Genomic DNA, 12,707 nt, shown 5'->3' with positions numbered 1-12,707 from the left:
GTGGAAATTGGGGTTCGCGGTGGAGTAGCGGCCTCCCTTTGATGTTCAGTTCCACCGAAATGGAGAACATGGGGAGTACGAAGACGATCCGAATCGAACGGGTAGACCAACCCGCCGACCCGAGAGCCAGCGTATCCGTCGGGACGATCGACGAGGAGATCACCGCGGAAGCCACGGCGACGATAGAAATCGGGGTGAAGTGGAACGGGGACGCGGCCGCACTCCTGTTCGGGAAAACCGTCCCGATCGAACTTCCCTGCTGTTGTTCTCGACCCGAAACCGGGCTGGTACTGCTTTCGTCCCCCAACGGGTACGAACGGAAGATGGACGAACCGGAATGTTGGATACCGGTCCTCCCCGCAAACGACGATTTCGGCCACCCGCTGGGCCTCATGCGGAGGGAAACGGAGAAGGGCGAGACGCTGTCCTGTCGTGCCGAAATCTGGGGTGACCACCGGTCGGAAAACCCCCTCGAACCGGGAGAGTATTCGTTCGAGGAAACGCTCTCGGTCGAAGATGAAGGATACGCGAAGTGGGGATTCACGCTGCGCGTCGAGACGTGAAATTGTGGGGTTGCTCACGAAACTCCGCCGCGAGCAAAGGCTCATCAGAGCGAAGTTCTGACGATACTTTTGATCGACTTTCACGGGGAAACCGCCCGCAGTTGCGCCGCGTCGGCACAACTGCTGGCTTTCGACCGTCGTAAAGGGTCGTCTAGAACGGATACCGACGCTGGTCGCGCTGCACCGAAATCCACTTCTCCTGCGTGAGTTCCTCGACGATGGCATCACCGTCGTAGCGGCCGATTCCGGAGCCTTTCACGCCGCCGAACGGGACGTGGGGTTCCTCGTTGATGGGTTGGTCGTTGATGTGGACCATCCCGGCATCGATGGCGTCGGCGAAGTCCTGTGCGCGGCCGAGGTCGCCCGCGTGTACCGACGCGGCGAGGCCGTACTCGGTGTCGTTCGCGAGTTCGATGGCCTCCTCGTCGGAGGAGAACGGGATGACCGGTGCGATGGGACCGAACGTCTCGTTGCACGACGCAGCCATGTCGTTGGTCGCGCCGGAGAGGACCGTCGGCTTGACGAACAGGCCGTCGTGGTGGCCGCCGGTTTCGAGGGTCGCGCCCTCCTCGACCGTCGAGTCGATGTAGTCGAGCATCTGGTCGCGCTGACCCTCGTCGATGATGGGGCCGATGACGTTGTCGCGGTCCGTCGGGTCGCCGATGGGGAGTCCTTCGGCGCGCTCGGTCAACTTCTCGACGTACTCGTCGTACACGTCCTCGTGGACGAGGTGGCGGTTGATGGAGATGCACACCTGTCCCTGGTGGAGGAACGACCCGAACACGGCCGAATCGATGGCCGCGTCGAGGTCCGCGTCCTCGGTGACGACGTGCGGGTTGTTCCCGCCGAGTTCCATCGCGGGGAGCGCGAGGTTCTCCGCGGCGAGACCCGCGACGTGTTTGCCGACTTCGGTCGAACCCGTGAACGCCATTACATCGAGTTCAGGGTGGGACGCCATCCGGTCGCCGATTTCTGAACCCTTGCCGGGGACGACGTTGAGCAGTCCCTCGGGCAGTTCGGCCTCCTCGAAGATTTTGGCGAGGAGGAGACCGCCGGTGACGGGCGTCGGCGAAGCGGGTTTCAGGACGACCGCGTTGCCGAGCGCCAGCGCGGGTGCGACGGCGCGCATCGAGAGGTTGAACGGGAAGTTCCACGGCGAGATGACGCCGACGACGCCCATCGGCACGCGCTTGACGTGGTTCTCCTTGCCGGGAATCATCGAGTCCTTGATTTCGCCGCCGACGCGGAACGGGAACTCGGCCGCCTGCTGGGTGATACCGCGGGCGGTCTGCCACTCGGCGAACGCTTTCATGTTCGCGCTTCCGGACTCGACGGCGAGCGCGTGGAGAATGTCGTTTCGGTGTTCGTCCAGCAGGTCGAGTGCGGACTGGACGACGCCGACTCGTTTGCTCGGCGGCAGGTCGGCCCAGTCGGCCTGCGCCTCGGCGGCGGCCTCGTAGGCGCGGTTCACGTCGTCCTCGGTCGCGGCGGGGACCGACGTGACTTTCTCCTGGGTCGCCGGGTTCGTCACTTCGATTTCGTCCCGGTCGCCGCCGTCGATCCATTCGCCGTCGATGTAGAGGGCGTTCCAGTCGCCGTCCAAGGTGTAGGCTCTGTCCGACATCACTGAGAACTCGGAGGTTCGTGGTGATAAATGGTCAGGAACCGGCCGCGGTGTGGCATTTTCAGACACGCTTCCGAACCGACGAAGAAAAACGGCTCCGGCCGTTAGCACCGACAATGAATATCGAGTTTCTCGGCGGCGCGCGCGAGGTGGGGCGCAGCGCGATTCTCGTCAACGACTCCCTCCTGCTCGATTACGGGATGCTGACCGGTAATCCGCCACAGTACCCCGTCAAGGACGTGGACCCAGATGCCGTCGTCGTCTCGCACGGCCATCTCGACCACGTCGGCATCCTCCCGTCCCTGCTCGCGGGCGACGACCGGCCGCCGATTCACTGGACGCCGCCGACGTACGAACTGACGCGCATCCTCGCGCGGGACACCCTGAAACTCCACGGCGGAAGCTACGACTGTCCGTTCACCGAGGCCGAACTGAAACGCTTGGCCCAGGTGTCGGAACTGCACGGCTACGAGGAGTCGTTCGAAGCCGCGGGCCACGAAATCACGTTTTTCAACGCTGGCCACATTCCGGGGAGCGCGCACGTGCTCATCGACGACGGGGACACCGAACTGCTCTACACCGCCGACTTCCACACCGGCGACCAGCGGTTGCTGTCGGGCACGACTGCCCGCCCCGACGCGGACGTGGTCATCTGCGAGAGCACGTACTCCGACGTGGAGCGCGGTGAGCGGAAGACGACGGAACGGGAGTTCGCCGAAAGCGTGAAGACGACGGTGTGGGAGGGCGGAACCGTGGTCGTCCCGGCGTTCGCCATCGGCCGGACACAGGAGGTATTGATGGTCTGTGAGGCCCACGACATCGACTGCTACGTGGACGGGATGGGAACGCAAGTCACCAGAATGCTCCAACAGCAGTCCGAGTTCCTCCGTGACCCGGACGCCTTCCAGCGCGCCGTCTCGAACGCCCGGTTCGTGACGGGGAGAAACGGCCAGCGAAAGCGAATCGCGCGGAAGAACACCGTCATCGTGACGACAAGCGGGATGCTTACCGGTGGTCCGGCGATGACGTACATTCCCGAAATCCGCGCCAATCCGGTCAACAAGATCACGATGACCGGCTATCAGGTCGAAGGAACGCCCGGAAGGGAACTGCTGAACCACGGCCGCGGCGAAATCGACGGTCGCGTCATGCCCGTCAGCGCGCAGGTCGAATCCTACGACTTCTCGGCCCACGCCGACCGGAACGGGTTGCTCGACTTCCTCGATTCGTATCGGGATTCGACGGTCCTCGTCAATCACGGCGACAGATGCGACGCGTTCGCCGAGGAACTGCGGGACGACGGTTTCGATGCGAACGCGCCCGAACTCGGTAGTCGATTCGAAATCGCCGACAATTCGACCTCCGCGACGCCTCGCAACAAATTCACGTGACGACTCGTCGCTAAACTCTGTCGCTAAACTCGCCGTTACCCCCCTAAATCGTGCGCGAGTGCCACTTCGACCACTTGCCGTTCGGTTCGATTTCCCATCGCTGGTGAATCTTCGGCTGCCGCGACACTTCCGGTATGTCTTCGAGACCGAACACGACGAGGCGTTCGTCCGCCGTCCGTGCGACGGAGAGACCGGCGCATTTGACCCTCCCGAACCGCTCCCACAGCGACCAGTCACCGTTCGGTGCCATCTGCGAGAGATGGTGGAGGCGTTTTCCGGTGATGAACGCTTCGAGGCGGCCGTCGGCGTGTCGCCCGACTGCCAGCGATTTCGCCTTCGGTCGGTGGAACACCTGGAACCGCTCGGGATAGCTCAGTTCGCTCCATTCCTCCTCCCACTCGATCTCCTCGAATCCGAGCTGTCGGAGGTAGAGCGGCGTCTCGTCGTCCCGGACGAGGAATATCTCGAACTTCCCGTCGTTGTTCTCCGCGACGGCGAGCGAGTGACCGTTCGCCCGCCCGCGTCGATGCCAGTCGGCCCACTCGTTGCCGTCCAATTCGAGTTGCCAGCAGTGGTGAATTCCGAACAGGAACTCCCTTTCGGCCGCCGTCAGATCGGCCGCCTCGTCGTCGTAGCTGAGCAGGAAGGCGTGCAACCGTTCGTTCGCGGCCTGCTGGACGACGATTTCGTTCCCGGCTTGATCGCCCAACTGTTCCCAGTCGGTCCACGTCGCATCGTTCGGCGACGTCTGTTTCGCGTGGAACGTCCCGCTCGCTGGCCCGGTGACGAAGGCTTCGAGCCGTCGATCACCGTTGGGTGCGACGGCTATCGACTCGCCCGTGATCGGATCGTCGGAGAGCAGTCGCCAGCCCTCCCATTCGGTCGCGGCTTCGTCGGTACCCAGCGGTTCCCGTCGATTGTGATACGTTCCGTCCGCCGGGTCGGTGAGGAACACCTCGGGCCGTCCGTCCTCGTTGCGCCCGGACGCTATCGCCTTTCCTTCGGCACCGACGAGTTGCTCCCAGTCGGTCCACTCCGTCTCCGACCCGGTCTGTCTGCTGGTGTACACCGTTTCGTCGATGAGGACGAACAGTTCGAGGTGGTCGCGTTCGTTGAGTGTTGTCGCTACTTTCATCGTTCGTAGTTACTCCGTCATCTCCGGCAGTCGCACGAGGTCCTCGGGGTTTTGCGAGGCGAATATCACGATAGAACCCTCCTGTCGTTGTTTCTGTAGCAGTTGTTCGCCCATCTCGCGGTCGAGGTCGGCGAAAATCTCTATCGCGGTGAGCATGTCGGGTTGTGGGACTCCTCGCTGAGCGGAATTCAGTCGGCCACTCTTGGCCTCCTTTTCGGCGAGCATGACGCGAACGTACTCGGCGAGGTCTATCGTGTCGTCCAACTGATCGTGCCACGACGGTGGGTAGATGCTGACGTTCTCCCCGACTCGGTACAGGTTGTTTCCGGGCGTCCACGTCTCCGAGTCCGTCAGTCGCTCTTCGAGCAAGGCGTTCGTCCGATCCCTGTCGTAATCGAGCGCGTCGGCGTAGGCGTCGATCCGTTCCCGCGAAAGCCCGGGTTCTTCCCCGTGGTGATGCCGTTCGAGATATCTGACGAAGTCGTCGATTTCGTACTCGCGGTCGCGCAGCGAGAGATCATCGACCAGACGGTTATCAACAACGACCATGACTATCCGTTCGACCGACAGCTCGATAAAACTCTACAGAACCCTTCTGAGAATTCCGGAATAATCGCTACCGGTCGCGGCGGATAACTGTATCCAACTAACGTCTAAAACGTGAGATGTGACGACGAACTCGGCATATCGTCGTCATCGTCCTCCTCGATTCCCCCCTCGTGATCGAAGTCGCAGGTTCGGTCGGTCAGGTAAATCTCGCCGTCGTCCTCGGTGACGTCGACCGAGAGGAGCGTCGAACCCGACGCTTTGCCGTTGTCGCAGTGGCCGGAACAACCGTCGAACATCGACCCGTGTTTCGGGCAGATGATGTCGCCGTCGCGCATCGCCGCCCCGAACCCCCGGTCGAGACGCTGGTCGGTTTCGTGCTGGCAGAAGTTCTTCCACGCGGCGATGCAGTCGCCACCGTTCACGAGAATCACTTCCTCCTGTGAGCCGTCGCGTTCGCGAACCGTGAACAGAAAGGAATCGTTTTCGGGGAGGTCCTCGACCGTCGTCAAACGGTGGGCGTCGTCCGTCGCGTCCATACGGGCGTATCTGACGGATGGGAATTAAAGAATTCTATCGACTGACGATTACCGATCCACGATCATCGACTGACGGATTTCGACTGCGGAAAGTCGTACGCGACCCCCGTCAGTTCCTCGGAGGTGTCCCAGAGTCGCTCGGCGGTGCGTTCGTCGTAGGACTCGTCGCTGGACGGTTGGACGCTCGGGAGGCCGCGCATGTTCCTCAGGCCGTCCGGACCGACGTACTCCCCGCCCTCGATTTCCCCGGCGGTCGCACCGTACAGCATCGGGAGCGCGCCGCGTTCGGCGCTCTGTGCGAAGACGGCGTTCGCGACCCGTATCATCCACAGTCGAAGCAGGGAGCCTTCCCGCTCCGGGCCGCGTCGCTGGAGGTTCGTGCTCGCGTAGCCGGGATGACAGGCGACGCTCGCCACGTCGTCGACCCCCGCGTCGTGGAGTTTTCGGTCGAGTTCGTAGGCGAACAGCACGTTCGCCAGTTTGCTCTGGCCGTAGGCGTCCCACTTGTCGTACTCGCGTTCGCCCTGCAAGTCGTCGAAGTCGATGGTCCCCCGCTCGTGCACGCCACTACTCTGTGTCACGACCCGCGTCTCGCCCTCCGTTTCCAGCAGTGAATCGAGCAGGAGACCGGTCAGCGCGAAGTGACCGAGGTGGTTGACGCCGAACTGTAACTCGAAGCCATCCGCGGTTTCCTCCCGCGGCACCGCCATCACGCCCGCGTTGTTACAGAGAACGTGCAGGTCGTCGTACTCCTCGGTGAAATCGTCCACGAACTCCCGAATCAACGCGAGGTCCGCGAGGTCGAGTTCCCGCACGTCGAGGTTCGCGTCCGGCAGTTCGGTCAAAATCCGCCCCTTGACCGTCATCGCGTGATCCGTCCGTCGGCAGGCCATGACGACGGTCGCACCGTGGCGGGCGAGCGCCCGCGTCACCTCGTAGCCGAGGCCGCTGTTCGCGCCCGTGACGATGACGGTCTTTCCGGCCATGTCCGGCATGCTGTCTTGGGTCCACCCGGAATTGGTCATGAATCCGGTTACGGGCGCACGATACAGAAAAGCACCGCCCAACGGCTTCGAATTCCGTTACAATCCGCCCAGACCTACAACCCGCCCGCGCCGGTCGGCGCGTCGGGAAGGTCCGCCGGTTCCACCGGAATGCCGAGTTCTTCCAGCGCGGCTTCGAGGTGTTCGCCCTTCGCGTACTCCGAACCGTCCTCCTCGCGCTTTTGCTGGGCGACGGCGAGAACTTCGGCGCGGCGGTTGTCCGGAATGTCGAACTTGTCCGTCGTCAGTTCGATGGTGAGGCCGTTGTGGTCGGAGGTGTATAGCGAGTAGAAGATGCTCCGGTCGAACTCGTTGTACCGGCGGCCGTGCGCTTCGAGTCGTTCGCGGACCTCCTCGATTCGCTCCGGATCGAACCGGAACGCGAGGTGGTGGACGGCACCGATGCCGGTCCGCTGTGGTGCGGGATTCGACTGGCGACCCTCCTCGACGAAGAACGTGATGATGCGGCCGTCGCCGCTGTCGAAGAACAGGTGCGTGACGTTCGGCGCGTCGAGGTTCGGTTGGCGGAGGACGAGCGGCATGCCGAGCACGTCCCGATAAAATTCGACCGTATCCTCCTCGTTGCTCCCGATGAGCGTGATGTGGTCGGTGCCGGTGAGCGGAACCGCGCCGTCCGGGCGCTCCGCCGTGATCGGAATATCGTCCGTGGAAGGTTCGTTGGACATCGTTCTCGTCTCGGAATAGGTTCCGAGCGGAGAAATACCCTCGCTGACGGTGGTGTCACCACATGGCATCGATGTCAGTGGCCAGAAAACCGATCATTTCCCGCCGAACCGCTCGTCGTCCACCAGCGCCCGCAGTTCCGGGTCGAGTCGGTTGTACGCCTTGCGCCGCCTCTCGTCGTCCGCGCCGGACTTCCGGACGTAGGTCCGCTTCTCGATGTCGAAAACCGAGGACTCGTCCAGCCCCCGCTCGGCAACGAGCTTTTTGACCTTCTTCGTGTCGAACGACCGGGCTTCCTCCGGGTCGATACCCGCCGCTTCCAAGTGGTCCGCGACGGTTCGTTCGTCCTTGAGATTCCGTCGCTTGTGGGTGGTCCGTTTCACCGCGCCGAAATCCGACTCGACTCGGCGGTCGTCCTGCACGACCTCCAGCAGTTTGTCCCGGACTTCCTTCCGCGCGTCGTCGGCGGAACTGCTCACGTCGGAAAGGAGCGTGTAGAGGTTCACCAGGCGGAAGGTGTCGAGTTCGTCCAACGAATCGACGTCGTACTCCTCGACGGCGTCGAACAGCACCAACACGTCCCTGACGAAATCGAGGTCGAGACCGAACTCGGGCGGGTCCTCCGGCGGAAGAGTGGGGGCGGGCGTCGATGCGGCAGATTCTCCGCCCGTATCTTCTGCTCCGTTACCAGTTGCCGTTGCCCCCCCTGACTCCGCGTGCTGTCGTCGCTTTTCGCTCATCACGAACTCGCGGGCACCGTCGTAGTCCAGCGCGTCCCACGAGTGGCCGTCGTCCGACGAACGACTGACGTGTGCCGCGACCGAGCGGATGGCGTCCTCGTACTCACACCCCTCGACCGGACAGGTCGTCGGGTCGTACTCGTCTTGCATGTGTCCTCTCCGTGTAGTATCGCGTTCGTCGTTTTCTTGAGCGTTCCGCTACAGTCGGTTTTCGACCGCTCCCCCGAGGCGGGAGAACAGCAGCGCGCACCCGACGGCGAGGACGACCGCGGTCGTCGCTGTCACGACCGGCGAGTGAAACGCGATATCGACCCCTGTCGCGGCGTAGGCGACCCCGAGGATGACGGCGTCGTAGAAGACGAACCGCAGGAGCACCAACGCGGGTGTCACCTGCGGCCAGTCGATATCGATCCAATGGCCGCGGAACGTCCCGACCGAGAGACAGAGCGCGAGCCATCCGAAGAGGGCCGAAAACTTCAGCGGCCCGTTCGGTTCCGCGTCCATCAGGACGTAGAAGGCGGGCACGCAGAGAAACGTCACCTCCCCGACCGCGAAGAAGAAGCTCTCCGTCCACTCCTCGATGCCCTCCTTTTCCTCGCGGGTTCGAAGGCGGCGTTCCTCCGTCGCGTGGTCCGTACCGCGGCTCATCATTTCGAAATTTTCGGCGGCTTCGTACAAAAGGCTACGGTGGAAAGGGAGACGAAGAGCGGAACGTGAGGTTGCTCCGCAACCTCGATTGTGAGTGGTGAAATTGCCGAGCAAAGCTCGGCAGTCTGCCGGACTTTGTCCGGCGAAACCGCGAGCAGGCGGGAGCGATGCGGTATGGTGTGGCTCGGCAACTGTAATCGCAGAAAAATCAAAACCAAAGCCATCTCGTGGCGGTGTGTTTACAGGAGGTGTAGGAGAATGCCCCGAGTCTTGATCCCGAGCGATTCATCCGGCGCGAACCAGTACGTCCCTGTATGGCTGACTTCGACACCACGGAGGAGGAGTGGCGCGAGGAACTGCTCGCTATGCGCGAGGAGAAAGACGACTTTTTCGACACGCATCCGCAATCGCCGATTCCGCCCGAAAAGCGCGACGATTTCGACGGCCTGTCGTACTTCGACCCGGACGCGGACTACCGCGTGACAGCGGCGGTCGAGGCCCACGACGAACCGGAACCCGTCGAACTGGAGACGACCGCGGGGCCGTCACAGCGCTACCTTCGAACCATGACGCTCCACTTCGAGGTGGACGACGAGGATGCGTCGCTCGCGGTGTACCAACAGGAGGGGCAGGATTCGCTGTTCGTGCCCTTCCGGGACAAGACGACGGGCCAGCAGAGTTACGAAAACGGACGCTATCTCGAACTCCATCCTGACCGCCGACTGTCGGACGGCGACGAGATAGTTCTCGACTTCAACGTGGCGTACTCCCCGTTCTGCGCCTACAGCGAGACGTTTTCCTGTCCGCTCCCGCCCGAGGAAAACTGGCTCGACGTGCTGATTCCTGCGGGCGAGCAGACGTGGGACGGCCACTGAGCGAACACTGAGTGTCCCAACCGAACGGACTCCACCGGAAATGGAGGGGCCCCATCCAGAATTTTGCGATTCGAAAACTTCGTCTCGCTTTGAACAATCTGAACTCGTTTTCCCACTATATCATTGCCGGTTAGAAAAACAAATATTCTGAATCCCTGAATTTGGGTCGGAATTTGGAAAGCATATTTACGCGCTCGAATCGAAGCACCGGATGCCGACGACCAATCGTCGGCTGACAGCATGCCAAACTGTGACCACTGTGGCGCGCATGTCTCGGAACGATTTGCGCGCGTCTTCGCTGACGAATCCGGTTACATCCGCGCTTGCCCTGCTTGCTCGGCGAACGCAGGTATCGCCGAGGTGGCACGAGAGCGTGCGCAAAAAGTATAGCCCACTGTGGCGGCCCGGGCGGAATCGACAGGACGAAGAAGAACCACGCGAAGCCTGTCAGGTGTGACCGACCATTGGGTGTACGTCGTCGAATGCAGTGACGGCACTTTTTACACGGGGTACACGACCGACGTCACTCGTCGAGTCGCCGAACACGACGCCGGAAACGGGGCGAAATACACCCGCGGAAGAACTCCCGTCACGCTCCGCTACACCGAGCGATTCGACTCGAAATCGGCCGCGATGTCCCGCGAATATCGGATCAAACAGCTCAGCCGTCGGCAGAAAGAGCGGTTGATAGAGTAGTTCGTAGAGTGGGTCGCAGTTCGAGACCGTTTTCAGTCGTCAGCGGCGGCTTCGTCCGCCACCTCTTCGTCGGCCTCCGAGGAGGTCACGTTGGGGTCGAGAAAGGCGTATTTGACGGCCTGCTCGCCCAGCTTTCGGACGCGCGCTTCCAAATCGCCGTCGACGAACTCGTCGTCGTCGAACTGCTCGTATGCGTTCCGAATACCGACCTGATGGGGGAGTACCCAGCCGTGGACGCCGCGGACCGTGATCCGCATGTGATCGAGCGTGCTTCCGTAGGAACCGCCACCGGCGACCGCGAGCAGGCCGACCGTGGTGTCCTCGAACTCGTCGAAGCTACAGTAGTCGTGGACGTTCCGGAACGCGGAGGTGTACGAGCCGTGGTAAACCGGACTGCCGATGATGACCGAGTCGGCTTCCCGAATCTTCCGCTTGATCTCGACGGCGTCTTCCGGTTCTTCCTCGTCCGGATCGAAGATGGGGAGGTCGTACTCGCGCGGGTCGATGAGTTCCGTCTCCGCGCCTTCCGCCTCCGCGGCATCGAGGACGTGCTTCAAAGCGGTTCGTGTGTGACTGCCATCGCGCATGCTGCCGCATACCGCGATGACATTCGGTGTCCGTTGCATTATTGGACACCTTGGAACCGAGAACGTTTAACCGGCGTGTTCGACTCCAACCAATTTTCGGTTCGTGTTCGCCTCGTGAAGAACGGCTGGTCGGACGGGCGGAGCGTACGAGGCGGTTTCCGAAAGCGCACTTTGGTTGCATGCTTGCCACTTCTGTGTCAAACTTCGACACGGTGGTTTTTTCGACATCCCCGATGACGAACGATGTATGGACACGCCGATTTCGTTCGGAACCGACGGTTGGCGCGCGACGCTCGACGAGTTCACCTCCCCGCGCGTGCAGATCGTCGGCCAAGCAGTCGCCGACTACCTGCGCGAGGTCGAAGACCGAGCGGGAGAAACGGTCGCGATCAGCTACGACGCCCGCGAAACCTCACGCGGGTTCGCGGAAGACCTCTGCCGAGTTCTCGCCGCGAACGGGTTCGACGTACTCGTCGCCGAACGCGACACCCCGACGCCGATCCTCGCGTGGACCTTGGTGGACCGCAACCTCGCGGGCGGCCTGATGATAACCGCGAGCCACAACCCGCCGGAGTACAACGGCGTGAAGTTCATCCCGTCGGACGGCGCACCCGCCCTCCCCGAAGTCACCGACGAGATCATGGCTCGACTCGCCGAACCCGACCCCCTCCCCGAATCGGAGTACGGGTCCGTCAGCGAGGAGGACCTCGTCGACCCCTACGAAAAACACGCCTTCGACCTCGTGGACGCCGACTTCGACGGCCTCTCGGTCGTCTACGACGCCATGCACGGCAGCGGTCGAGGCATCACCGACCGACTCCTCGAAGACGCCGGTGCGAGTGTCGAACGACTCAACTGCGATCAGGACCCGGAATTCGGCGGCACACCGCCCGAACCGAGCGAGGAAAACCTCCAAGACCTCATCGAAGCGGTCGAGGACGGCGACGCGGACCTCGGTATCGCCAACGACGGCGACGCCGACAGAATTGCCATCGTGACGCCCGAACGCGGCTATCTGGACGAAAACCTCGTCTTCGCCGCGCTGTACGAGTATCTGCTCGAAGACGAGTCGGGTCCCGCGGTGCGCTCCGTCTCGACCACCTTCCTCATCGACCGTATCGCCGAGGAACACGGCGAGGAAGTCCACGAGACGCCGGTCGGATTCAAGTGGCTCGCGGAGTCGATGGGCGAACACGACGCGCTCATCGGCGGCGAGGAGAGCGGCGGATTCACCATCCGCGGCCACGTCCGCGAGAAGGACGGCGTCCTCATGGCGCTCCTGGCCGCGGCCGTCGCCCACGAACGACCGTTCGACGACCGCGTGGACGACCTCCTCGCCGAATTCGGCGAGATTCACCAGGGCAAGGTCAGTCTCGATTGTCCCGACGACGAAAAGGAGCGCGTCCTCGACGACCTCGAAACCGAACTCCCCGACGAAGTCGCGGGTAAGGACGTGGCCGACATGGTGACGAAGGACGGCTTCAAAATCCTGCTCGACGACGGTTCGTGGTTGCTCGTCCGGCCGAGCGGCACCGAACCGAAGATGCGAATCTACGCCGAGGGGGAAAGCGAGGACGCGGTGGCCGACCTGCTCGACGCGGGGAAGGAACTGGTCGCACCGTTGATCTGAATCCAT

The 12,707-nt window shown here is 62.6% G+C and carries 14 protein-coding genes; 5 read left to right on the top strand and 9 right to left on the bottom strand.

Going from position 1 to position 12,707, the window contains the following annotated elements; genetic code table 11:
• The first annotated feature begins 41 nt into the window (after positions 1 to 41).
• Positions 42 to 563: a hypothetical protein gene (locus A4G99_RS14275; RefSeq protein WP_066144865.1), complete on the top strand. Its 522-nt coding sequence runs from the start codon at positions 42 to 44 to the stop codon at positions 561 to 563.
• A gap of 151 nt (positions 564 to 714) precedes the next feature.
• On the opposite strand, the gene A4G99_RS14270 is transcribed toward A4G99_RS14275, so the two are convergent.
• The gene (locus A4G99_RS14270; RefSeq protein ID WP_066144863.1) at positions 715 to 2,187 is read right to left on the bottom strand and encodes an aldehyde dehydrogenase family protein; all 1,473 of its coding nucleotides are present in this window, start codon (positions 2,185 to 2,187) and stop codon (positions 715 to 717) included.
• A 116-nt stretch (positions 2,188 to 2,303) separates the two neighbouring features.
• On the opposite strand from A4G99_RS14270, the gene A4G99_RS14265 reads away from it, so the two are divergent.
• On the top strand, positions 2,304 to 3,578 hold the full coding sequence (locus A4G99_RS14265; protein WP_066144861.1) for an MBL fold metallo-hydrolase: 1,275 nt from the start codon (positions 2,304 to 2,306) through the stop codon (positions 3,576 to 3,578).
• A 43-nt stretch (positions 3,579 to 3,621) separates the two neighbouring features.
• Here A4G99_RS14265 and A4G99_RS14260 read toward each other — a convergent pair whose 3' ends face one another.
• The 7 genes from A4G99_RS14260 to A4G99_RS14230 form a co-directional block, all read right to left on the bottom strand.
• Positions 3,622 to 4,713 (bottom strand): hypothetical protein, encoded by a 1,092-nt coding sequence (locus A4G99_RS14260; RefSeq protein ID WP_066144859.1) that lies wholly within the window; start codon positions 4,711 to 4,713, stop codon positions 3,622 to 3,624.
• Between the two features lie 9 nt (positions 4,714 to 4,722).
• Complete coding sequence (locus tag A4G99_RS14255) at positions 4,723 to 5,262, bottom strand: hypothetical protein (protein WP_066144857.1); 540 nt, start codon at positions 5,260 to 5,262, stop codon at positions 4,723 to 4,725.
• Between the two features lie 104 nt (positions 5,263 to 5,366).
• Complete coding sequence (locus tag A4G99_RS14250; protein WP_066144855.1) at positions 5,367 to 5,798, bottom strand: Rieske 2Fe-2S domain-containing protein; 432 nt, start codon at positions 5,796 to 5,798, stop codon at positions 5,367 to 5,369.
• A 62-nt stretch (positions 5,799 to 5,860) separates the two neighbouring features.
• The gene (locus A4G99_RS14245; RefSeq protein ID WP_066144853.1) at positions 5,861 to 6,823 is read right to left on the bottom strand and encodes an oxidoreductase; all 963 of its coding nucleotides are present in this window, start codon (positions 6,821 to 6,823) and stop codon (positions 5,861 to 5,863) included.
• Positions 6,824 to 6,897: 74 nt separating this feature from the next.
• Positions 6,898 to 7,527 (bottom strand): VOC family protein, encoded by a 630-nt coding sequence (locus A4G99_RS14240; RefSeq protein ID WP_066145283.1) that lies wholly within the window; start codon positions 7,525 to 7,527, stop codon positions 6,898 to 6,900.
• A 93-nt stretch (positions 7,528 to 7,620) separates the two neighbouring features.
• Positions 7,621 to 8,415, bottom strand: a complete 795-nt coding sequence (locus A4G99_RS14235) for a hypothetical protein (RefSeq protein WP_066144851.1) — start codon at positions 8,413 to 8,415, stop codon at positions 7,621 to 7,623.
• A gap of 48 nt (positions 8,416 to 8,463) precedes the next feature.
• Entirely contained in the window at positions 8,464 to 8,916 is a 453-nt protein-coding gene (locus A4G99_RS14230) for a hypothetical protein (protein ID WP_223301881.1), read from the bottom strand.
• Positions 8,917 to 9,227: 311 nt separating this feature from the next.
• On the opposite strand from A4G99_RS14230, the gene A4G99_RS14225 reads away from it, so the two are divergent.
• On the top strand, positions 9,228 to 9,788 hold the full coding sequence (locus A4G99_RS14225; RefSeq protein WP_066144847.1) for a DUF1684 domain-containing protein: 561 nt from the start codon (positions 9,228 to 9,230) through the stop codon (positions 9,786 to 9,788).
• 453 nt (positions 9,789 to 10,241) lie between these two features.
• Positions 10,242 to 10,484: a GIY-YIG nuclease family protein gene (locus tag A4G99_RS14220; protein WP_066144845.1), complete on the top strand. Its 243-nt coding sequence runs from the start codon at positions 10,242 to 10,244 to the stop codon at positions 10,482 to 10,484.
• Positions 10,485 to 10,516: 32 nt separating this feature from the next.
• Here the strand turns inward: A4G99_RS14220 and A4G99_RS14215 are convergent, their stop codons facing one another.
• Entirely contained in the window at positions 10,517 to 11,110 is a 594-nt protein-coding gene (locus tag A4G99_RS14215; protein WP_082837820.1) for an NADPH-dependent FMN reductase, read from the bottom strand.
• Between the two features lie 208 nt (positions 11,111 to 11,318).
• Here A4G99_RS14215 and A4G99_RS14210 point away from each other — a divergent pair, with 208 nt between their 5' ends.
• A complete protein-coding gene (locus tag A4G99_RS14210; RefSeq protein WP_066144841.1) occupies positions 11,319 to 12,701 on the top strand; it encodes a phosphoglucomutase/phosphomannomutase family protein in 1,383 nt (460 codons plus the stop codon).
• The last annotated feature ends 6 nt before the right edge of the window (positions 12,702 to 12,707 follow it).

This window comes from Haladaptatus sp. R4, from assembly GCF_001625445.1.
GTDB lineage: Archaea > Halobacteriota > Halobacteria > Halobacteriales > Haladaptataceae > Haladaptatus.
The sequence above is the reverse complement of the archived record's forward strand: the minus strand, read 5'-3'. Positions and strand labels throughout refer to the sequence as shown.